The sequence below is a fragment of the Rhodoferax sp. ZS1R8 genome (assembly GCF_056521325.1).
In genome coordinates, this window is the sequence record NZ_JBWMBA010000003.1 from 87,888 (window position 1) to 109,418 (window position 21,531).

Consider the following 21,531-nt stretch of genomic DNA (forward strand, 5'->3'; position numbering starts at 1 on the left):
CTGGCTTTGCCGACCCAGGTGCTGGGGTTTTCTACTGGACCGCGGGCTTGCGCCGCGCTCGCCATGCGCCGAAGAGGATGAAGAAACCCGGGATGAAGATCATCGCCCAGATAATCTTGTCCAGATGGGCTTTGACCCATGGGAAATTACCAAAAAAATACCCCACCGTAACAATACCGCCCACCCACAACGCACCACCGGATACGTCAAACAACGTGAAACGCGCGCGTTTCATGTGCGCTACGCCCGCAACAAACGGTGCAAATGTGCGCAGAAACGGCATGAAGCGCGCTGCCACGATGGTGATACCACCATAGCGCTCGTAGAAAGCATGGGCTTGGTCGAATGCCTTTTTGTTGAAAAACCGCGAATCTTCCCACTGAAACACCCTGGGTCCGATGTAGCGGCCGATCGCGTAATTGGACTGGTTGCCCAAAATGGCGGCAGCCAGCAGCAGGCCCACAGACAGCGGATAGCTCATCAGGCCGACGCCGCACATCGCCCCAACGACAAACAGCAGCGAATCTCCGGGCAGGAATGGCATGACGACGACGCCAGTTTCAATAAATATGATGAGAAACAGTAGCGCGTACACCCACAGACCATAGTTGCGGACGAAGGCCTCCAAGTACTTGTCGACATGCAAGACAAAATCAAACAAATAGGCAATCAATTCCATGCGTGAGGCTCTAGGTGAGGTGGTGGGGAAAAGAAAAAGGCCACCAAGTTGGGAAACTCGGCGGCCTTGATGCTAACGTATGGTGGAGCTGGCGGGATTTGAACCCGCGTCCGCAAGCCTTCTTCGAACAGTTCTACATGTGTAGCCGTCTGGTTTAAGTCTCGCCTTTTACATCGCGCAGTGGCACGCTATGCAAAACGCCAGTAACCTATTTTCTCGACCCACCCTAAGTCACCCAAGGCAGGCCCAGCCGAATGAAATTACCCCACAGCCTGGACAGCCCGACCTTTCGATCTGACTACCCTTGCCCAGCCTATCGGCTTGCTGTTGTGAGGCTCACGTGCAATTAAGCAGCGAGTGCGAAACGTTCGTCGTTTGCAGTTAGTTTTTTTCTGCTGTTTTACGAGGTAACAGAACCTCGACATGCCCTGCTGCGCGTCCGAACCCACGTCGAAACCAGTGCAGCCCCAAGCCTCGTATTTTAGGCGCTCGCCAGCAATTGCAAGAGCGCAAGGGGCGAATTAATCTCGGCATGGGCCCCCCAGGCCTCAATTTCTGTCTTTTTGCCGAGATAACCATAGCTGGCGGCGACGGTTTTCATGCCTGCTGCCAAGCCAGCCACTACATCGCGCTCGTCATCGCCCACATAGACACAGCGTTCGGGCGCAACGCCCAGCCGGCGGGCCGCCTCAAACAGGGGTTCGGGGTGGGGTTTGGCGTACGGCGTGGTATCGCCGCTGACGATGGCGCCGGCATTGGCAAACAAGGGCATGGCACGGGTCAGCGGATCGGTAAAGCGGGAGGATTTGTTGGTCACCACGCCCCACGGCAATTTTTGCTGCTCCAGACGTGCGATCAATTCCTGGACGCCATCGAAGGCATAGGTACGCTCGGTCATGCAGGCCGCGTAGTTGGAGAAAAACTCTTCACGCATGGCGTTGAAATCCGGTGCGTCTGGCAAGATGCCGAAGGCTATCTCCAACATGCCACGGGCGCCAGCGCCTGCCATGTGCCGGTACGACACCAGCGGCAACGAGGGCATACCGCGGGCAACACGCATCTGATCGGCAGCAGCGCCCAAATCTGGTGCACTGTCGATCAGCGTGCCGTCCAGATCAAAAAGAACAGCTGCAATATCTGGGAAACGCAAAGGAGTGGGCGCTTTCAAAAAGGTTTCTGCGTGGCCAACAGGTAGTTGACACTGGTGTCACGGCTCAGCGAATAGCGCCTCGTCAGCGGGTTGTATTCCAGGCCGCTGGTCTGCCGCAAATCCAGATCTGCGCGACGGCAAAATCCGGCCAGTTCACTCGGTCGGATCATTTTTGCGTATTCATGGGTGCCGCGGGGCAACATGTTGAGCAGGTATTCAGCGCCAACAATGGCCAGCATGAAGGACTTGGCATTGCGGTTCAGCGTCGAAAAGAACACCCAACCGCCAGGTTTAACCAAATCGGCGCAGGCTTGCACGACCGAAGATGGGTCGGGCACGTGCTCCAGCATTTCCATGCAGGTGACGACGTCGAACGAAGCGGGAGCCTCTGCAGCCAGTGCTTCAACACTCACTTCGCGGTACGCAATATTTGGCGTTTGGGCTTCCAGGGCGTGCAATTGAGCGATTTTGAGCGCTTTTGTAGACAAATCGATACCCACCACGTCTGCAGCGCCCCGGCGCGCCATGGAGTCTGCCAAGATACCACCGCCACAACCCACATCCAGCGCGCGCAGCCCGGTGAGGGGGCATATGGAATGGATCCAGTCCAGCCGCAATGGGTTGATCATGTGCAGCGGCCGGAATTCGCTGTCCATATCCCACCAGCGATGGGCCAGTTCGGAAAACTTGGCCAACTCAGCCGGGTCGGCATTCACAGTTTCATCTTTCATGGGGCAATTATGTCCATATTAGGTAGCCGATCGCGGAGGCATCCCTTGAGGGGGAGAGCTTATTTTCAACAGGCAACAAAAAACCCGCCGAAGCGGGTCTTTTGGAGATTGGCCTAGGCCATTCGCGTATTACTTGTTAGTACGTGTACCAACAACTTCGATTTCAACGCGGCGGTTCTTGCTACGGCCTTCAGCTGTCTTGTTGTCAGCGACAGGTTGCTTTTCGCCCTTGCCTTCAGTGTACACGCGGCTCTTTTCAATGCCTTGAGACACCAAATAAGCCTTCACAGCTTCGGAACGTTGCACCGACAGCTTCTGGTTGTAAGCATCAGTACCGACCGAGTCAGTGTGACCGACAGCGATGATGACTTCCAGATTGATGCCCTTGACCTTGCTGGCCAGATCGTCCAACTTGGCCTTGCCTTCGGGCTTCAACACCGATTTGTCGAAGTCAAAGAATGCGTCAGCGGCGTAAGTCACTTTGCTTGCAACTGCGGGGGGTGCAGGAGCAGGAGCTGGCGCGGGAGCCGGTGCAGGTGTAGCGACTGGAGCAGGAGCGGGTGCTGGGGGGGGTGCGGGAACGATGTAACCGTCGCAACCAGGAGCAGCAGTAGCTGGGGTCCAGCTGATGTCACGCCAGCATTCGCCGAAATTATTTTTCCACACCTCGCCGGAGTTGTTTCTCCAGTTGTGGATCTCTTGCGCACCAGCCGCAGTAGCGAGTACTGCAGCAGCGAGGGCGATTGCTACTCGATTCAATTGTTTCATGGCGTTCCTTTTGCGTAACAAACTGCAGCATCGCTGCGAATAATTTTTGGGACGCCCCAAATAGGGACGTTCAGGCCATTGTGCCATACCAGAACGACAACTTTTGACGGCCATTGCAATGTACTGCGCACAATTGGCTCGAATGTTGCCATCTAACGACATCTGCCGGGCCGTAGAATCCTAGGTTGTCTCCGACATAGCTTTAAGCCATCCATGACCCAGTTCGCCAAAGAAACCCTGCCCATCAGCCTTGAAGAGGAAATGCGGCGCAGCTACCTCGATTACGCAATGAGTGTGATCGTGGGACGCGCCCTGCCGGATGCGCGCGACGGGCTCAAGCCCGTTCACCGCCGCGTGCTGTTCGCGATGCACGAACTCAACAACGACTGGAACCGCGCTTACAAAAAGTCTGCCCGTATCGTCGGCGACGTGATAGGTAAGTACCACCCCCACGGTGACCAGTCGGTTTACGATACCATCGTCCGCATGGCGCAGGATTTCTCCATGCGTCACATGCTAGTGGATGGCCAGGGCAACTTCGGTTCGGTCGACGGGGACAACGCCGCGGCCATGCGGTACACCGAAATCCGCCTGTCCAAGATCGCGCATGAGCTTTTAGCCGACCTGGACAAGGAGACGGTTGATTTCGGCCCTAATTACGATGGCTCTGAAAAAGAACCGCTGGTGTTGCCCACCCGTCTGCCCAATCTGCTGGTCAACGGCTCTGGGGGTATTGCGGTGGGTATGGCCACGAATATTCCACCCCATAACCTGAACGAAGTCGTAGACGCCTGCCTGCACCTGCTGAAAAATCCGGAGGCAACGATCGACGAGTTGATGGAGATTGTGCCTGCGCCCGATTTCCCGACCGCCGGCATCATCTACGGCATCAACGGCGTCAAAGACGGTTACCGCACCGGCCGTGGCAAGGTCGTCATGCGCGCGCGCTGCCACTTTGAAGACATCGACAAAGGCCAACGCCAGGCCATCATCGTCGACGAGCTGCCCTACCAGGTCAACAAGAAGACGCTGCAAGAGCGCATGGCCGAGTTGGTGCACGAGAAGAAAATCGAAGACATCAGCCACATCCAGGACGAGTCGGATAAATCCGGCATGCGCCTGGTCATCGAGCTCAAACGCGGCGCCGTGCCAGAGGTGGTGCTGAACAACCTGTACAAGCAAACACAGTTGCAGGACACGTTTGGCATGAACATGGTGGCGCTGATCAATGGCCAACCCAAGTTGTGCAACCTGAAAGATCTGGTCGAGGTCTTTTTGGACCACCGCCGCGAAGTCGTTACACGCCGCACCGTGTTCAACCTGCGCAAGGCGCGCGAGCGTGGCCACGTGCTGGAAGGTCTGGCCGTCGCAATGGCCAACATCGATGAATTCATCCGCATCATCCGCGAATCTCCGACACCGCCTGTGGCCAAGACGGAGTTGATGAACCGACCTTGGGACAGCAAACTGGTGCGCGAAATGCTGACCCGCACGCGGGCTGATGGCGGCACCATCAATGCCGATGACTACCGCCCTGACGGGCTGGAAAAAGAGTTTGGCATGGGATCAGACGGCCTGTACCGCTTGTCCGAAACACAGGCCCAGGAAATTCTGCAAATGCGCCTACAGCGCCTGACCGGCCTGGAGCAGGACAAGGTCATTGCTGAGTACAAGGACGTCATGGCAGAAATCGAAGATCTGCTCGACATTCTGGCCAAGCCCGAACGCGTTTCCATCATCATTGGCGAAGAGTTGGCACATGTAAAGGCCGAGTTTGGCCAGACCAAACTGGGTGCACGCCGCAGCTTGGTCGAACACAGCTCCTACGACCTGTCTACAGAAGACCTGATCACCCCAACCGACATGGTGGTGACGATGAGCCACAGCGGTTACATCAAGAGCCAGCCGCTGAACGAATACCGGGCGCAAAAACGCGGCGGACGCGGTAAGCAGGCCACAGCTACCAAGGAAGACGATTGGGTCGACCAGTTGTTTGTTGCCAATACGCACGACTACATCCTGTGTTTCTCCAACCGCGGCCGCTTGTATTGGCTCAAGGTTTGGGAAGTGCCCCAGGGCTCACGCGGTTCCCGCGGCCGCCCCATCGTCAACATGTTCCCGTTGCAAGAGGGCGAAAAAATTACCGTTGTGCTGCCGCTGACCGGTGAAAAACGCACCTTCCCGGCCGACCACTACGTGTTCATGGCCACGAGTATGGGTACCGTCAAGAAGACAGCGCTGGACGAATTCAGCAACCCACGCAAAGCCGGCATTATTGCCGTGGACCTGGACGATGGTGACTTCCTGATCGGCGCCGCGCTGACCGATGGCAAGCATGATGTGATGCTGTTCAGCGACGGCGGCAAGGCCGTACGCTTTGACGAAAATGATGTGCGCCCCATGGGCCGCAATGCGCGCGGTGTGCGCGGCATGATGCTGGACGAGACGCAAAGCGTGATCGCCATGCTGGTCGCCGAAGACGAACAGCAAAGCGTATTGACCGCTACCCAAAACGGCTATGGCAAGCGCACCAGCATCACCGAATACACGCGCCACGGCCGCGGCACCAAGGGCATGATCGCCATCCAGCAGAGTGAACGCAATGGCAAGGTCGTTGCGGCCACTCTGGTCCATGTGGACGACGAGATCATGCTGATCACCGACAAGGGCGTGCTGGTGCGCACCCGCGTCAGCGAGATCCGCGAACTCGGCCGCGCCACCCAAGGTGTGACCTTGATCGGGTTGGATGAGGGCTCAAAACTCAGCGGCCTCCAGCGTATTGTGGAGAACGATGCCAACGCAGCTGGCGAAGACGACGCGTCTGGCACAACGGACGGCACCGGGATCAGCGACACCCAAGAACCATGAGCGAACCCAGCGCGCCTTTAGCAAGCCTGTCGGAACTACGCGTCCAGATTGACGCCATCGACCAGCAATTGCTGCGCTTGCTCAATGACCGAGCGCTGGTGGCCGAGAAGGTGGGCGAGGTCAAAAAGCGCGACGGTACCGCCTTTTTCCGACCGGACCGCGTGGCGCAGGTTATTGACAAGATCCAGCTCGCCAACCCCGGCCCGCTAAAAGGTGCTCACGTCGCCGACATCTGGCGCGAGATCATGTCGGCCTGCCTCGCGTTGGAGGCCCCGCAACGGGTGGCCGTACTCGGCCCGGCGGGAACCTTTTGTGAGCAGGCTGCGATCGAATTCTTCGGTGGTGCGGCCGACCTGATCTACTGCGCCAATTTCGACGAAGTCTTCCACGCCACGGCAGCCGGTAGCGCCCAGTATGGCGTAGTCGGCGTCGAAAACTCGACTGAAGGCATGGTGACGCGGTCGCTGGATCTGTTCCTGCATTCCCCGACCCACGTCATTGGCGAAGTCACGCTTCTGGTGCGCCACAACCTGCTGCGCCTGGACAACTCCCTCGACAACATTGAGGTTGTTCTCGCTCACCCCTTGGCGCTGGCGCAATGCCAAGCCTGGCTGACCAAGCATCTGCCACATGCCGAACGCCGGCCCGTATCCAGCAATGCCGAGGGCGCCCGGCTGGCAACGACCAATCCCAAGTGGGCCGGACTGGCCAGTGAGCGTGCGGCGACGCAGTTTGGCCTGCACATCGCCGCCCATGCCATCCAGGACGAGGCCTACAACCGTACGCGCTTCGCCATCATTTGCCTGCCGCAAACCCTGGGCACACCGCCCCCGTCGGGCAAGGATTGCACCAGCCTGATTGTGTCGGTGCCCAATAAGCCTGGCGCGGTGCACGACCTCTTGGTGCCGCTGAAGACGCATGGCGTATCCATGACCCGTTTTGAATCTCGCCCAGCGCGAACCGGCCAGTGGGAATATTATTTCTACATCGACCTGCAGGGCCACCCCTCGCAGCCCCATGTGGCGCTGGCGCTCCAGGAGCTCCAACGCCTCAGTGCCTTTTACAAAGTGCTGGGTACCTACCCGGTTGCCGATTGATGCCAATCTTCAGGAACCCTTATGTTTGAACAGCTTGGCTTGATTGGATGCGGTTTGATGGGTGGGTCATTTGCACTCGCTCTCAAACGCGCGGGTTTGGTCAAGCGTGTGGTCGGCTACAGCAAATCGCCCAGCACCACAGAGCGTGCGCGCCTGATGGGTGTCATCGACGTGGAAGCGCCCTCTGCGCTGTTGGCCGTTTCGGGCGCCGACATCGTGCTGATCGCGGTACCTGTGGCTGCCACCGAGGCTACCTTCAAGGCCATCAAGCATCTGGTCACCTCCAGTATGCTGGTCATGGATGTGGGCTCCACCAAACGCGACGTCATCGACGCCGGCCGCCGTGCGCTGCGCGAACACGTGGGCTCGTTCGTGCCCGCACATCCGATTACCGGCAAGGAAGTTTCGGGCGTGGACAATGCCGACCCCGACCTGTACTCCGGCCGCCAGGTCATCCTGACGCCTATAGAGCGCACCCTGACCGTGCAGTTGCAAAAGGCCGTCGACGTTTGGACTGCGCTGGGCTGCAAGGTGCTGAAAATGTCGCCCGAACAGCACGACGCTGCGTTTGCCGCTGTCAGCCATTTGCCGCACCTGATCGCATTTGCGTTGATGAACGCGATCTCCGGCCAACCGCAAGGCAAGGATTACCTGTCACTGGCAGGCCCGGGCTTTCGGGACTTTACCCGTATTGCCGCAAGCGACCCCAAAGTCTGGCGCGACATCCTGGTCTCCAACCGTGAAGAGCTGCTGGCCCAGTCGAAAATCTTCCAGCGCAACCTGCATGCGCTGGAATTGATGATTTCCAGCGGCAATACCGAAGCGCTGGAGGGCCTGATCGAGCAAGCCAGCAACACCCGCGGCACCTGGAGCATGACCTCCCGACACAACCCCTGATTGATGTATTCCACCGCATTCCTAGACCTCCCCCCACTGGCCGGTGCATCGGGAACGGTAACACTGCCAGGTTCCAAAAGCATCTCCAACCGTGTTCTGCTGCTCGCCGCACTTAGCGCAGGCACCACAACGGTGCATGACCTGCTGGACTCGGACGACACCCGCGTCATGCTCGACGCCTTGCGCGTACTGGGCTGCGGCATCCGCCACAGCGCCAACACCGTCCAGATCGACGGACTAGCAGGTCAATTGGGTAACACGCAGGCCAAGCTGTTTCTAGGTAATGCCGGCACGGCCATGCGCCCTTTGACCGCGGCGCTGGCGGTGTTGGGCGGCGATTTTGAAGTGGGCGGCATCGCGCGCATGCACGAGCGCCCCATTGGCGATCTGGTGGACGCCTTGCGCCAACTGGGTTGCAGCATCGACTACCTGGGCAATGATGGCTTCCCTCCGCTGCGCATTGGCACGCCAGCGTTGGTTCTGGATGCGCCCATCCAGGTGCGGGGTGACGTGTCCAGCCAATTCCTGACGGCGCTCTTGATGGCACTGCCTTTGGTTGCGCAGCAAAACATCGTCATTGAGGTGGTCGGAGAACTGATTTCGCGCCCCTACATTGAGATCACGCTGAATCTGCTGGCCCGTTTTGGCGTGCAGGTGCGGCGCGACGGCTGGCAGCGTTTCACCATTACCGCCGGTTGCCAGCTGCAATCGCCAGGCGACATCCACGTCGAAGCCGACGCTTCCTCTGCTAGCTATTTTATAGCGCTAGGTGCAATAGCGACGAGGGCTAGTGGCCAGAACTCCATAAGGGTCCTTGGCGTGGGGGCCGCTTCCATCCAGGGCGATATCCGCTTCGTGGACGCCGCACAGCAAATGGGCGCGCACATCGTCAGCGGCCCGAACTGGCTGGAAGTGTCCCGTGGCACTTGGCCGCTGAAGGCCATAGACCTGGACTGCAACCACATTCCCGACGCGGCGATGACGCTGGCCGTGATGGCACTCTACGCCGACGGCACAACCACACTGCGTAATATCGCAAGCTGGCGGGTCAAAGAGACCGACCGTATTGCCGCCATGGCCAACGAGCTGCGAAAGCTGGGTGCGACAGTGGTCGAAGGCGCGGACTTCATCCAGGTGACGCCGCCGGCAGCCCTTGCCGATTGGAAAGCCGCCAGCATCCACACCTATGACGACCACCGCGTCGCCATGTGTTTCTCACTGGCGGCGTTCAACCCGGCTGGCATTCCGGTGCGCATTGAAGACCCGAAATGCGTAGCCAAGACTTTCCCGGACTATTTTGAGGCCCTGTTCTCGGTCGCGCACGCACCGCAGCAAACGGTCCCTGTCGTCTGCGTGGACGGCCCCACCGCGTCCGGCAAGGGCACGCTGGCCGTGGTGCTGGCGCAAAGGCTGGGCTACCACTTTCTGGATTCTGGCTCGCTGTACCGCATCACCGCGCTGGCGGCCCAGCGCGCCGGTCTGGGGCTGGATTTGGCCCATGAAGCGGCGATTGCCGAGCTGGTCAAGGGCCTGCACATCCACTTCTCCAACGGCCGCGTGCTGCTGGACAGCGACGACGTCAGCGACACGATCCGTACCGAGGAAGCCGGTATGGCCGCCTCCAAAGTGTCCGCCCTGCCCCGCGTGCGCGATGCCCTGATCGCCTTGCAGCACAGTTTTCGGCAATTGCCGGGCTTGGTGGCCGACGGACGCGACATGGGCACGGTGATCTTTCCAGACGCCCCGCTCAAGGTATTTCTGACCGCCAGCGCCGGGCGCAGGGCCGAGCGGCGCTATAAGCAGTTGATTTCTAAGGGGATTTCAACTACACTCCCATCTCTTCGCGCGGACCTGGAGGCACGTGACGCCCGGGACTCATCCCGAGCCGTTGCACCACTTAAGCCCGCAGAAGACGCCCAGTTGCTCGACAACTCGGATTTGACGGTTGAAGAATCGGTGGATCTGGTGTTGGATTGGTGGCAGGGCAAACAGCCTTTTTGAACCGTTCAACAAGACTGGTCGGTCCTCACCGCCCCTCTCGCGCAGCAGCGCACTGGTGGTGTGGTTCAACAACTTAACCCCGCGGTCTTTTGGCCGCAAAGCAAATGTCAGAATCTTTCGCAGACCTATTTGAAGAGTCACAAAAACGCTCGGAAACCCGTATCGGTGAAGTCGTTACCGCTGAAGTCGTTCGCATCGAACACAACTTCGTCGTGGTCAACGCCGGCCTGAAGTCCGAAGCGTATGTTCCATTGTCCGAATTCAAGAGCGACAAGGGTGAACTCGAAGTTCAAGTAGGTGAGTTTGTGTCCGTCGCCATCGTGGCCATGGAAAACGGCTACGGCGACACCATCGTCAGCCGCGACACCGCCAAGCGTCTCGCTTCGTGGATGTCTCTGGAAAAATCTCTGGAATCCGGCGAATTCGTCACCGGTACCACTTCTGGCAAGGTCAAGGGCGGCCTGACCGTTCTGGTCAATGGCATCCGTGCCTTCCTGCCCGGTTCGTTGGTTGACACACGTCCTACCAAGGATCTGTCTCCGTACGAAAACAAGACCATGGAATTCAAGGTCATCAAGCTGGACCGCAAGCGCAACAACGTCGTGTTGTCCCGCCGTGCCGTGGTCGAAGCCTCGATGGGCGAAGAGCGCGCCAAGCTGATGCAGACCCTCAAAGAAGGTTCTGTGGTTCAGGGCGTGGTCAAGAACATCACCGAATACGGTGCGTTCGTGGACCTGGGCGGTATCGACGGCCTGTTGCACATCACCGACATGGCATGGCGCCGCGTCCGTCACCCATCCGAAGTGGTGACAGCTGGTCAAGAAATCACTGCCAAGATCCTGAAGTTCGACACCGAAAAGAACCGTGTCTCGCTGGGTCTGAAGCAAATGGGTGATGACCCATGGATGGGCGTGAACCGCCGTTACCCCCAGTCGACCCGCATGTTCGGCAAGATCACCAACATCGCCGACTACGGCGCGTTTGTGGAACTCGAACCCGGAATCGAAGGCCTGGTCCACGTGTCCGAAATGGACTGGACCAACAAGAACGTTGCACCTTCCAAGATCGTTGCCCTGGGTGACGAAGTCGAAGTCATGGTTCTGGAAATCGACGAAGACAAGCGTCGCATCTCCCTGGGCATGAAGCAGTGCAAGGCCAACCCATGGCAAGAGTTCGCTCAAAACACCAAGCGCGGCGACCGCGTCAAGGGCCCGATCAAATCCATCACCGACTTCGGCGTGTTCGTCGGTCTGGCTGCTGGTATCGACGGTCTGGTGCATTTGTCCGATCTGTCCTGGAACGAAACCGGCGAAGCCGCTGTGCGCGAATTCAAGAAGGGTCAAGAAGTCGAGGCTTTGGTCTTGGCTGTGGACGTGGACCGCGAGCGTATCTCCCTGGGTATCAAGCAGTTGGATTCCGATCCATTCACCACCTTCGTGTCGATCAACGACAAGGGCCAGGTTGTGACCGGTAAGGTCAAGACTGTTGACCCCAAGGGCGCTGAGATCGATTTGGGCGACGACATCATCGGCTACCTGCGCGCTTCCGAAATCTCCCGCGACCGCGTGGAAGATGCCCGTAACGTGCTGAAGGAAGGCGACGAAGTGACCGCTGTGGTTGTGAACGTGGATCGTAAGACCCGCAACATCCAGTTGTCCATCAAGGCCAAGGACATGGCTGACCAAGGCGAAGCCATGGCTGCCCTGAGCCAGTCTTCTGCCCGCGAAAACGCTGGCACGACCAGCCTGGGCGCTCTGTTGCGTGCCAAGCTCGACAACAACAATTAATTCGCTTGGGGACCGGCCACACACTGATCTGTCCCGCACGAATTGTTGACATGCTGTTGAACTGAATAAACGGCCGGCGCCCCAAGCAAATGTTTGGGTACCGGCCGTTTTTTCTTGGACTAAAAATACCCTTTCGCCCATGACACGCTCCGACCTTGTTGAAGAACTCGCCAACCGTTTTGGCCAGCTCACCCATCGCGATGCCGAATTTGCCGTCAAGGCCATTCTGGACGCCATGAACGACGCCTTGGTCGCCGGGCACCGTATTGAGATCCGTGGCTTTGGCAGTTTCTCGATCAACCACCGCCCTCCCCGCATGGGCCGTAACCCACGCAGCGGCGAAAGTGTCGCCATCCCCGAGAAGCGCGTACCCCATTTCAAACCAGGCAAAGCCCTGCGTGAATCCGTAGACCAGCGCACGGCCGAGATCGAAGCCAAGGTCAACCCCTGATCTGCCGGACCGCGACGCGAGTGGCGTTTAGAATCCCTTGCCACCGGGGAGATCGATGAAACAAGTTGCATGGTTATTGAAGTGGGCGCTGAAAGCGGCCATTTTTTTTACCCTATTCGCATTCGCGCTGAACAACCAGCACGATGCCACCGTACGGTTTTTCTTCGGCCAGCAATGGACAGCGCCGCTGGTGCTGGTTGTGCTGATCGCATTTGCCATCGGTCTGGTCATTGGCGTACTGGGCATGGTGCCGCGCTGGTGGCAGCACCGTCGGGCAGCTGCTGCGGCACGCCGCGCCACTCCCGCATCCCCCGCAGCCACACCCGAGAAGCCCGCTGTGCCGCAGCAGCCACCCTATGGAATTTGACCTGAGCCTGATTCTGTTGGCGCTGCCCATAGTCTTCGTACTGGGCTGGATGGCGTCCCGTTTCGATATGCGCCAGCTGCGCATGGAAAACCGCCAGGCGCCCAAGGCGTACTTCAAGGGCCTGAACTTTTTGCTGAACGAACAGCAAGACCAAGCGATCGACGCCTTCATCGAAGCCGTTCAGAACGACCCAGACACGTCAGAACTGCACTTTGCACTGGGCAACCTGTTCCGCCGCCGCGGCGAATACGAGCGGGCCGTACGTGTGCACCAGCATCTGCTGTCGCGCGGTGATCTGGCGCAGGATGACAGGCACCGCGCCCAGCACGCGCTGGCGCTGGATTACCTGAAAGCCGGTCTGCTGGACCGTGCAGAAGTAGCCCTCCTCAAGCTCGACGGCACGCGCTTCGAAGCCCAGGCGCACCTGGCACTGCTGGCCAACTACGAACGCTCACGTGACTGGGAGCACGCCGCACAGATTGCGCACAAGCTGGAATCCACCGGCCAGGGCAGTTTCAAGGGCCGCTTGTCGCACTACCTTTGCGAGCAGGCATCCGCCTGCGTTGCCGCCAACGATCTGGCCCAGGCCCTGGAATACCTGACGCAGGCCATGCATATTGCGCCCGATGCGCCGCGCCCCCGTATGGACCTGGCCCGCCTGCAATTCTTGGAAGATAAACCCGCGCTGGCGTGCGAGACGCTGACACAGGCCTTGAGTACCGCACCCAACGCTATCGCGCTGATCGCTCCCCTGCTGGCCCAGTACGCCGCAGCGGCTGGCCAGGCTAGCCGTATTCTGGCGCGCCTCAAGACGGTCTACACGCACACCCCGTCACTGGACGTGCTGGATGCCATCGTCGCGCTCGAAGCCGACAGCGGGTCCCCTACGGCAACCGCGCGCGAGTGGTACGCCCGCCACCTGGAGAATGAGCCGTCCCTGGTGGCCGCTGCCAAATGGATTGCCGGCGAAAAGCTGGAGCATGAACAATTCCACCCCCAGGTGCAGCGCGCACTGGACCATGCCGTCAAGCCGTTGACCCGCTACCGCTGCGCGGCCTGCGGCTTCGAAGCCAAGCAACATTTTTGGCAATGCCCCGGCTGCCAGGCCTGGGACAGCTACCCTGCCCGTCGTGTAGAAGAACTATAGGATGACACCCACCCCCCGGCTCCGCGCACTGCGTGTCGCTGCGCTTTCCCCCTTGCAGGGGGCAACGCCTGCGGCCCGGCAAAGCCGGTTCCACGGCATTTCTGGAAGACTTCCCTTCTTGCCATGCGATTGAAGTAAAAAGAGATGAAGATAATTTCCAAAGAAAAAATGGCCACCGCCCAGGTGCTGGTGGTTGGCGACGTGATGTTGGACCGCTACTGGTACGGCGCGGTGGACCGCATCTCGCCCGAGGCGCCGGTGCCTGTGGTGCGCATTACGCGTGAAGAAGAACGCAATGGCGGCGCAGCCAACGTGGCCTACAACGTCGTCACACTGGGCGCTCAAGCATCGCTGCTGACCGTGGTGGGTGATGACGAGGCCAGCCACAAGCTCGAAGCCCTGGTCGCGCAAACTGGCATCCAGCCCCATTTTGGGCGCGATGCCGAACTCAAGACCACGGTCAAGCTGCGGGTCATCGGGCGCCAGCAACAACTGCTGCGCCTGGACTTTGAGAACACGCCCAAGAACGAGTTGCTGGCATCGCAAACCGCGGCGTTTGAGAACCTGCTGCCCGTGCACGGCGCCGTGCTGTTTTCCGACTACGGCAAGGGCGGCCTGGGCCATATCACCGACATGATTGCGCGCGCGCGGGCTGCCGGCAAACCGATTCTGGTTGACCCCAAGGGCAGCGACTTTGCGCGCTACACCGGCGCGACAGTCATCACACCCAACCGTGCCGAGCTGCAACAGGTCATAGGCGCCTGGGCTGACGAAGACGCGCTGCGCAGCAAGGTGCACGCATTGCGTAAGGAGTTCAAGCTCGACGCCATTCTGCTGACCCGCAGCGAAGAGGGCATGACGCTGTTCGATGACCAGGGCGAACTGCATGTCAGCGCCGTCGCGCGCGAAGTGTTCGACGTGACCGGCGCTGGCGATACCGTGATCGCCACGATGGCAGCCCTGGTGGCCGCAGGCATGGGTCTGCGCGAGGCCGTGCCCATTGCCAACCGGGCGGGCGGCGTCGTAGTCGGCAAGTTCGGCACGGCCACCGTCAGCTACGACGAATTGTTTGCGGCCGGCTGAAGAACGCAGAGACAGAGGGAAACACCATGACACGCATCGTTGTAACGGGCGCCGCTGGCTTCATTGGCAGCAACATCATCAAAGGTCTGAACGCGCGCGGCGTGGACGACATCATCGCCGTGGATGACCTGAAGCAAGGCGACAAATTCCGCAACCTGGCGGGCCTGCGCATCTCCGACTACGTGGACGCTGACACCTTCTACGACGCCTTCGCCAACGGGGCCTACGGCCAGGTCGAAGCCGTGTTCCACGAAGGTGCTTGCAGCGACACGATGGAGCTGGATGGCAAATACATGATGGCCAATAACTACACGCTGTCGTGCCAGTTGTTCCACGCCTGCCAAAAACGCGGCGCACGCCTGCTATACGCATCGTCGGCTGCCACCTATGGCGGATCGGACACCTTCCGAGAAGAGCCCGCCTTCGAGCACCCGCTGAACGTCTATGGCTACTCCAAACTGCTGTTCGACCAGCGCATGCGTCGCGAATGCGGCAACGATTTTCAGCGCACCAAGGCGGGCAAGACCAACCAGGTCGTTGGTTTTCGTTATTTCAATGTCTATGGCCCGCACGAGCAGCACAAGGGCCGCATGGCCAGCGTGGCCTACCACCAGTTCCACCAGTTCCATGCCGAGGGCAAGGTCAAGCTGTTTGGCGATTACGGGGGCTACGCAGCCGGCGGCCAGATGCGCGACTTTGTCTACATCGATGACGTGGTGGCTGTGAACCTGTGGTTCTTCGACCACCCCGGTGAATCCGGCATCTTCAATCTGGGCACGGGCAATGCCCAACCGTTCAACGACGTGGCCATTACCGTGGTCAACACCTTGCGCGAACAGCGGGGCGAGGCGGCGTTGTCGCTGCAACAGGCTGCCACCGATGGCCTCATCGAGTACATCGCCTTCCCCGATGCGCTGCGCGGCAAGTACCAGAGCTACACGCAGGCCGACCTCAGCGCCCTGCGCAGTACCGGGTGCCAGCACGTATTTGCCAACGTGCAAAGCGGCGTGCGATCCTACGTGCAGGCTCTGACCGCTGGCCTATAAGGTACTGGTCAACCAGCGCAGCGCACAGCGCGTTGTGCAGGAGACACCAGCCTCTGGTGCCAACCTTACGGTTCACCCCCTCCACTTCTGAAGGAAAGCACATGTTGAAAAATCTTCTGGCCATTGCGGCCATGCTGTTTGCGAGCCTGTCCTTTGCCGCGGTAGACGTCAACAAGGCTACCGCCGCTGAACTCGATGGCATCAAGGGCATTGGCCCTGGCATCTCCACCAAGATTCTCGACGAGCGCAAGAAAGGTAACTTCAAGGACTGGAACGATTTCATTGACCGCGTCAAAGGCGTGGGCGACGGCAATGCCGCCAAGTTCTCCGCTGAAGGCCTGACCGTGAACGGCGCAGGCTTCAAGGGCGCAGCTGCAGCACCTTCAACACCTGCCGCCCCAGCCGCCAAGGCCGATGCCAAACCTGCCGCAGCAGCCCCAGCCGCTGCGACACCAGCACCTGCAGCCGCCCCCGCTGCCAAGGAAGAAAAGAAAGACCCCAAGGCCGAAGCCAAGATGAAGGCCGACGAAGCCAAGAAAGCCAAGACAGAGGAAAAGGCCAAGAAGGTTGAAGAAGCCAAGGCCAAGAAAGACGCTGCAAAGCAAGCCAAGGAAGACGCCAAGAAGGCCAAGGCTGACGCGGCGGCCCCAGCAGCACCGGTTACCCCTGCAGCTCCCTCTACCCCTGCAGCCAGTGCAGCCAAGGCTGCGGCAAGCTCTGCCAAGAAATAGGCCCTACTACCCTACTACCCACAAACCCGCTTCGGCGGGTTTTTTTACTTCTGCAACCACCATTGCGGCAAACATGACACCATCGTATGCTCGCGTCTAACGCACCTACCAGAACTGTCAACGAAGGCGGAAACATGATCCCGATGCAACTGGTGAAGCTTGGTTTCTCGTTCTACATAGCGGGCGCGTTTTGCTGTGCGCATGCCGAGTGCGATCGACTGGTCTTTGCCGCAGACCCCGATTACCCGCCACTGCATTGGTATGACGGCACCAACATGCAGGGTGCGTCCATCGCCATTGCCAAACGCGTGCTGGAAGATCTAAAAATTCCGTACGAAGTACGTTACTTGGGACCCTTCCCCCGAGTCATCGCGGCAGCCGAGCGCGGTGACATCGACATGGTCGCCACGCTGAAAAAGACACCCGAGCGCGAAGCGTTCTTACTGTTTCCAAAGACGGCCGCTTTCATCAACCCAATTGCAGTCTTCACTGCACGGGAGCGTCCCATCACGTTCAATAGCCGTTCTGATTTGGTTGGCCTGCGAGGCGGCATTACGCGCAGCAACGTATTTGGTGACGGCTTTGACGAGTACATGAAACAACACCTGAACATCGAGGAAGCCAACAGTCCCGGAAACAATTTCAGCAAACTGGGGGCGGGTCGGCTGGACTATTTCATTACCGGCTTCTATACGGGTATGGCGCATCTTCTCAAGCGCGGTGACGAAGACCGCTTTGTCGCCAGGTCACCCTTTCTGGTCGAAACCTCAAATTACCTTGCCCTGACGCGCAAAGGTAAATGCGGCGACCAGCTCGAAGCCATCAACGCCCGGCTGGCCGTACTGAAGAGAACCGGCGCACTGGATGAGCTGATACGCCAAAGCTTCTCCCAGTGGAAAACCAGCCCCATTGCGGTGGTCAAATGAAGTAGGAAATCCACCTCTAGGCCTCATGCAGCAAGCGTAACCGGCTATCATAAATATAGCATCCTCCAAGACACCGTTAACCCTTCAGGGTACTACCTGGTTTGTAAAAGGGCTGGGCAGGGTTTCCGTAGCCTCCGCCACCGGGCGTTGCGATTTCAAACACATCCCCGGCCTGCATTTCGGCCTGACCGATATGGCCAATCTCTTCAACACTGCCGTCCGCGCGCAGCACACGGTTGGTGCCGACTCCGCCGGCCTCTCCGCCCGCCATGCCAAACGCGCCGTGGCTGCGGCCGTTGGACAAAATGCTGGCCGTCATCGCCTCCAGGAAGCGCACTCGGCGCACACCGCCGTTGCCGCCCTGCCACTGGCCGGCTCCGCCCGAGCCTTCGCGGATGGCATAACTGTCCAGTCGCACCGGGAAGCGGAACTCAAAGATCTCGGGGTCGGTCAGCCGCGAATTGGTCATGTGGGTTTGTACGACGCTGGTGCCGTTGAAGCCGCCGACGGCCTCACCCGCAGCATTGACCAGCGCACCGGCACCCGAGCCACCCGAGATGGTCTCGTAGTACTGGTAGCGCGCATTGCCAAACGTGAAGTTGTTCATCGTGCACTGGCTGCCTGCCATGACACCCAGCGCACCGTACAGCGCATTGGTGATGCAGCTGGATGTCTCCACATTGCCCGCCACCACCGAGGCCGGCGGATTGGGGTTCAGCATGGAGCCCGCGGGGATGATGACCTGCAAGGGCTTGAGGCAACCGGCATTCAGCGGAATATCGTCATCCACCAGCGTGCGGAACACATACAGCACCGCTGCCATGCAGACCGCGGTCGGCGCATTGAAGTTGTTGATCTGCTGGGGCGAGGTACCGGTGAAGTCGATAACCGCACTGCGCGCCTTGGCGTTGACGCGTATCGCCACCTGGATCTGCGCGCCATTGTCCAGCGGCAGCGTGAAGGCACCGTCCTTGAGCCGGGTGATGACGCGGCGCACGGACTCTTCGGCGTTGTCCTGCACGTGACGCATGTAGGCCTGCACGACGTCCAGGCCGAAGTGGTCCACCATCTTGCGCAGTTCCTGCACGCCCTTTTCATTGGCTGCTATCTGGGCATTCAGGTCGGCCATGTTCTGCTGCGTGTTGCGCGACGGGTACTCACCACTGCTGAGCAATGCCACCATCTCGGCCTCGCGCAGCACGCCGCGGTCCACCAGTTTGAAGTTGGTGATCTGCACGCCCTCTTCTTCAATGCGGGTGGAAAACGGGGGCATGGAGCCGGGCGTTGTGCCGCCCACGTCCGCATGGTGGCCACGGCTGCCCACATAGAACGTGGGTTTTCCATCCAGGTAAACCGGCGTGATGACGGTGATGTCCGGCAAGTGTGTACCGCCATGGTAGGGGTCATTGAGCACATACACATCGCCCGGCTGCATCGTTGCGGCGTTCTCGCGCACCACGGTCTTGATGCTCTCGCCCATCGAACCCAAATGCACCGGCATGTGGGGCGCATTCGCTATCAGGTTGCCCTGGGCATCAAACAGCGCGCAACTGAAGTCCAGCCGCTCCTTGATGTTGACCGAGTAGGCAGTGTTCTGCAGTTGTAGGCCCATCTGCTCGGCGATGTTCATGAACAGGTTGTTGAAGACCTCCAGCAGCACCGGGTCCACCGTCGTTCCTACTGCAAATTTGATAGCACGAATCTCAATACGGACGAGGGCTAGGTGGTCAAACTCCGTAAGCGTTGCCTGCCAGCCAGGCTCCACGACGGTGGTGGCGTTCTTCTCGGCGATGATGGCCGGACCTGGAATCACGTCGCCCGGGCGCAGGTCTTCACGCACCACCAGCGATGCCTCCACCCACTGGCCACCCGAGTACATGCGCACGCGCTCGCGCACGGCACCACTGGCCTGCAGGTCGCGCGGCGGGTGTACGGCGTGGCGCGGCTCCTGGGGTGCGTCACCGGCAATCACCGCTTCCACCGACACGGCTTCCACTATCAGGCCCTTGCCGTCCATTAGAAAGGCAAAGCGCTGGCGGTAGGCGGCTTCGAAGCCGGACACGATCAACGCCGTTGCAGCCTTCGCATCGGTACCCACCGTTGGGTAGGGCACGACCAGCGCCGCATCGCTGCCCTCATAGCGCACATGCACACGGCGGTGGGTGGTGACAGTGCCGTGGTTGACCTGCTGGCGCGTCAGTTCGCCTTCGGCCTGCGCAGCCAGTTCATCCAGCTTCACCCCAATGGCGTCCAGTGCCTCGGGCGCGAGCTTGACCTCCACCGCCCGCTCACGTATCACCGACTGGTCCGCCAAACCCATACCGTAGGCACTGAGCACGCCCGCCAGCGGATGGACAAACACGCGCGTCATACCCAGCGCATCTGCCACCAGACAGGCATGCTGGCCACCAGCGCCGCCGAAGCACTGCAGCGTGTAGGCGGTGACGTCATAGCCCCGTGCGACCGATATCTTCTTGATGGCATTGGCCATCTGCTGCACGGCGATGTTGATAAAGCCTTCGGCTACCTCTTCAGCCGGCAGGCCGGTGCGCGTTGCCAGGTCTGCAAACTGGGTCTGCACCGCGTCCAGGCTCAGCGGTTCATTGGCTTGGGGTCCAAACACCTTGGGGAAGTAGCGGGGCTGTATCTTGCCCAGCATCACGTTCGCGTCCGTCACGGCTAGCGTGCCGCCACGGCGGTAGCTGGCCGGCCCCGGGTTGGCACCCGCGCTCTGCGGCCCTACGCGAAAGCGCGAGCCATCAAAAGCCAACAGCGATCCCCCACCCGCCGCCACGGTATGGATGCTCATCATCGGAGCACGCATGCGCACCCCCGCCACCTGCGTCTCAAACTCGCGCTCGAATTCACCCGCATAGTGGCTCACGTCGGTGGACGTGCCACCCATGTCAAAACCAATCGTCTTCTGGATACCTGCGATGGCTGCCGTGCGGGCCATGCCCACAATACCGCCGGCCGGGCCACTCAAAATCGCGTCCTTGCCCTGGAAGCTGTGCGCGTCGGTCAGCCCGCCGGAGGACTGCATGAAGAACAGCTTGACGCCCGGCATCTCACCCGCCACCTGCTCCACATAGCGGCGCAGGATGGGCGACAGGTAGGCATCCACCACCGTGGTGTCGCCCCGGCTGACGAACTTCATCATCGGGCTGGTCTCGTGCGAGGTGCTGATCTGCGTAAAGCCGATCTCCTGCGCCAGGCGCTTGGCTGCCAGCTCGTGCGCCGTGTAGCGGTAGCCGTGCATGAAGATGATCGCAACGCTGCGCAGCCCTCGTCCGTATTGGCCTAGCAGCTCTGCTTTTAATAGCGCCTCGTCCAGGGTCTCGATCACATCGCCGTGTGCGCCTACGCGTTCGTGTGCCTCCACGACGGCGCTGTATAACAGCTCGGGCAACTGGATGTTGCGGTCAAAAATGCGGGGGCGATTCTGGTAGGCAATGCGCAGCGCATCGCGGAATCCGCGGGTGGTGACCAACAGTGTGGGCTCGCCCTTGCGCTCCAGCAAGGCATTGGTGGCCACTGTAGTGCCCATCTTCACGCAGCCCACGCGGTCCGGCGTGACGGGCTCACCTTTTTTGAGCCCCAGCAGATGGCGGATGCCTGCCACGGCCGCATCCTTATACTGCTCGGGGTTCTCGCTCAGCAGCTTGTGGGTGACCAGCGTGCCGTCTGGGCGCTTGCCCACGACGTCGGTAAAGGTGCCGCCACGGTCAATCCAGAATTGCCACAGTTTGGAGTCCGACGGGGTGCTGCCGTTTTGCATGGTGTTGAACCTTTTGATGGAGAG

Annotated in this window: 17 protein-coding genes and 1 other RNA gene; 12 read left to right on the top strand and 6 right to left on the bottom strand. The window is 60.0% G+C overall.

Annotated elements, in window-relative coordinates; translation table 11 throughout:
- Window positions 1-31: 31 nt before the first annotated feature.
- The 5 genes from AC097P_RS11305 to ompA form a co-directional block, all read right to left on the bottom strand.
- Window positions 32-679, bottom strand: coding sequence for a VTT domain-containing protein (locus tag AC097P_RS11305; RefSeq protein ID WP_479610520.1), 648 nt, complete (start codon window positions 677-679; stop codon window positions 32-34).
- Window positions 680-759: 80 nt separating this feature from the next.
- Window positions 760-1,148, bottom strand: a transfer-messenger RNA (tmRNA) gene (ssrA, locus tag AC097P_RS11310).
- Between the two features lie 12 nt (window positions 1,149-1,160).
- Complete coding sequence (locus AC097P_RS11315) at window positions 1,161-1,829, bottom strand: HAD-IA family hydrolase (protein WP_479610521.1); 669 nt, start codon at window positions 1,827-1,829, stop codon at window positions 1,161-1,163.
- A gap of 14 nt (window positions 1,830-1,843) precedes the next feature.
- A complete protein-coding gene (ubiG, locus tag AC097P_RS11320; protein WP_479610522.1) occupies window positions 1,844-2,560 on the bottom strand; it encodes a bifunctional 2-polyprenyl-6-hydroxyphenol methylase/3-demethylubiquinol 3-O-methyltransferase UbiG in 717 nt (238 codons plus the stop codon).
- A gap of 129 nt (window positions 2,561-2,689) precedes the next feature.
- Window positions 2,690-3,328, bottom strand: a complete 639-nt coding sequence (gene ompA / locus AC097P_RS11325) for an outer membrane protein OmpA (protein ID WP_479610523.1) — start codon at window positions 3,326-3,328, stop codon at window positions 2,690-2,692.
- Window positions 3,329-3,541: 213 nt separating this feature from the next.
- Between ompA and gyrA the strand changes: the two genes are divergently transcribed.
- The 12 genes from gyrA to AC097P_RS11385 all read left to right on the top strand — a co-directional run bounded on the left by gyrA (window position 3,542) and on the right by AC097P_RS11385 (window position 17,729).
- Window positions 3,542-6,196, top strand: coding sequence for a DNA gyrase subunit A (gyrA, locus tag AC097P_RS11330; RefSeq protein WP_479610524.1), 2,655 nt, complete (start codon window positions 3,542-3,544; stop codon window positions 6,194-6,196).
- Complete coding sequence (gene pheA / locus AC097P_RS11335) at window positions 6,193-7,293, top strand: prephenate dehydratase (protein WP_479610525.1); 1,101 nt, start codon at window positions 6,193-6,195, stop codon at window positions 7,291-7,293. Before gyrA ends, pheA begins: the two co-directional genes overlap by 4 nt.
- A 21-nt stretch (window positions 7,294-7,314) precedes the next feature.
- The gene (locus tag AC097P_RS11340; RefSeq protein ID WP_479610526.1) at window positions 7,315-8,190 is read left to right on the top strand and encodes a prephenate dehydrogenase; all 876 of its coding nucleotides are present in this window, start codon (window positions 7,315-7,317) and stop codon (window positions 8,188-8,190) included.
- A gap of 3 nt (window positions 8,191-8,193) precedes the next feature.
- Entirely contained in the window at window positions 8,194-10,191 is a 1,998-nt protein-coding gene (locus tag AC097P_RS11345; protein ID WP_479610527.1) for a bifunctional 3-phosphoshikimate 1-carboxyvinyltransferase/cytidylate kinase, read from the top strand.
- Window positions 10,192-10,295: 104 nt separating this feature from the next.
- Window positions 10,296-11,978: a 30S ribosomal protein S1 gene (rpsA, locus tag AC097P_RS11350; RefSeq protein ID WP_209396639.1), complete on the top strand. Its 1,683-nt coding sequence runs from the start codon at window positions 10,296-10,298 to the stop codon at window positions 11,976-11,978.
- A gap of 139 nt (window positions 11,979-12,117) precedes the next feature.
- Window positions 12,118-12,429, top strand: coding sequence for an integration host factor subunit beta (locus tag AC097P_RS11355; RefSeq protein ID WP_479610528.1), 312 nt, complete (start codon window positions 12,118-12,120; stop codon window positions 12,427-12,429).
- Between the two features lie 55 nt (window positions 12,430-12,484).
- Window positions 12,485-12,796 carry a LapA family protein gene (locus tag AC097P_RS11360; RefSeq protein WP_479610529.1) on the top strand — a complete coding sequence of 104 codons (312 nt, stop codon included), beginning with the start codon at window positions 12,485-12,487 and terminating at the stop codon, window positions 12,794-12,796.
- Window positions 12,786-13,943, top strand: coding sequence for a lipopolysaccharide assembly protein LapB (gene lapB / locus AC097P_RS11365; protein ID WP_479610530.1), 1,158 nt, complete (start codon window positions 12,786-12,788; stop codon window positions 13,941-13,943). The genes AC097P_RS11360 and lapB overlap by 11 nt, the downstream gene beginning before the upstream one ends.
- 144 nt (window positions 13,944-14,087) lie before the next feature.
- Window positions 14,088-15,026 carry a D-glycero-beta-D-manno-heptose-7-phosphate kinase gene (gene rfaE1, locus AC097P_RS11370; RefSeq protein WP_479610531.1) on the top strand — a complete coding sequence of 313 codons (939 nt, stop codon included), beginning with the start codon at window positions 14,088-14,090 and terminating at the stop codon, window positions 15,024-15,026.
- Window positions 15,027-15,052: 26 nt separating this feature from the next.
- On the top strand, window positions 15,053-16,072 hold the full coding sequence (gene rfaD / locus AC097P_RS11375; RefSeq protein WP_479610532.1) for an ADP-glyceromanno-heptose 6-epimerase: 1,020 nt from the start codon (window positions 15,053-15,055) through the stop codon (window positions 16,070-16,072).
- 101 nt (window positions 16,073-16,173) lie between these two features.
- Window positions 16,174-16,803: a ComEA family DNA-binding protein gene (locus AC097P_RS11380; protein WP_479610533.1), complete on the top strand. Its 630-nt coding sequence runs from the start codon at window positions 16,174-16,176 to the stop codon at window positions 16,801-16,803.
- A gap of 134 nt (window positions 16,804-16,937) precedes the next feature.
- Window positions 16,938-17,729, top strand: a complete 792-nt coding sequence (locus AC097P_RS11385; RefSeq protein WP_479610534.1) for a substrate-binding periplasmic protein — start codon at window positions 16,938-16,940, stop codon at window positions 17,727-17,729.
- A 76-nt stretch (window positions 17,730-17,805) separates the two neighbouring features.
- On the opposite strand, the gene AC097P_RS11390 is transcribed toward AC097P_RS11385, so the two are convergent.
- Window positions 17,806-21,507: a hydantoinase B/oxoprolinase family protein gene (locus AC097P_RS11390; protein WP_479610535.1), complete on the bottom strand. Its 3,702-nt coding sequence runs from the start codon at window positions 21,505-21,507 to the stop codon at window positions 17,806-17,808.
- Between the last annotated feature and the right edge of the window lie 24 nt (window positions 21,508-21,531).

Coding starts and splice junctions, on each gene's coding strand:
- AC097P_RS11305 (WP_479610520.1), bottom strand. CDS start 679: ATGGAATTGATTGCCTATTTGTTTGATTTTGTCTTGCATGTCGACAAG.
- ubiG (WP_479610522.1), bottom strand. CDS start 2,560: ATGAAAGATGAAACTGTGAATGCCGACCCGGCTGAGTTGGCCAAGTTT.
- ompA (WP_479610523.1), bottom strand. CDS start 3,328: ATGAAACAATTGAATCGAGTAGCAATCGCCCTCGCTGCTGCAGTACTC.
- gyrA (WP_479610524.1), top strand. CDS start 3,542: ATGACCCAGTTCGCCAAAGAAACCCTGCCCATCAGCCTTGAAGAGGAA.
- pheA (WP_479610525.1), top strand. CDS start 6,193: ATGAGCGAACCCAGCGCGCCTTTAGCAAGCCTGTCGGAACTACGCGTC.
- AC097P_RS11340 (WP_479610526.1), top strand. CDS start 7,315: ATGTTTGAACAGCTTGGCTTGATTGGATGCGGTTTGATGGGTGGGTCA.
- AC097P_RS11345 (WP_479610527.1), top strand. CDS start 8,194: ATGTATTCCACCGCATTCCTAGACCTCCCCCCACTGGCCGGTGCATCG.
- rpsA (WP_209396639.1), top strand. CDS start 10,296: ATGTCAGAATCTTTCGCAGACCTATTTGAAGAGTCACAAAAACGCTCG.
- AC097P_RS11355 (WP_479610528.1), top strand. CDS start 12,118: ATGACACGCTCCGACCTTGTTGAAGAACTCGCCAACCGTTTTGGCCAG.
- AC097P_RS11360 (WP_479610529.1), top strand. CDS start 12,485: ATGAAACAAGTTGCATGGTTATTGAAGTGGGCGCTGAAAGCGGCCATT.
- lapB (WP_479610530.1), top strand. CDS start 12,786: ATGGAATTTGACCTGAGCCTGATTCTGTTGGCGCTGCCCATAGTCTTC.
- rfaE1 (WP_479610531.1), top strand. CDS start 14,088: ATGAAGATAATTTCCAAAGAAAAAATGGCCACCGCCCAGGTGCTGGTG.
- rfaD (WP_479610532.1), top strand. CDS start 15,053: ATGACACGCATCGTTGTAACGGGCGCCGCTGGCTTCATTGGCAGCAAC.
- AC097P_RS11380 (WP_479610533.1), top strand. CDS start 16,174: ATGTTGAAAAATCTTCTGGCCATTGCGGCCATGCTGTTTGCGAGCCTG.
- AC097P_RS11385 (WP_479610534.1), top strand. CDS start 16,938: ATGATCCCGATGCAACTGGTGAAGCTTGGTTTCTCGTTCTACATAGCG.
- AC097P_RS11390 (WP_479610535.1), bottom strand. CDS start 21,507: ATGCAAAACGGCAGCACCCCGTCGGACTCCAAACTGTGGCAATTCTGG.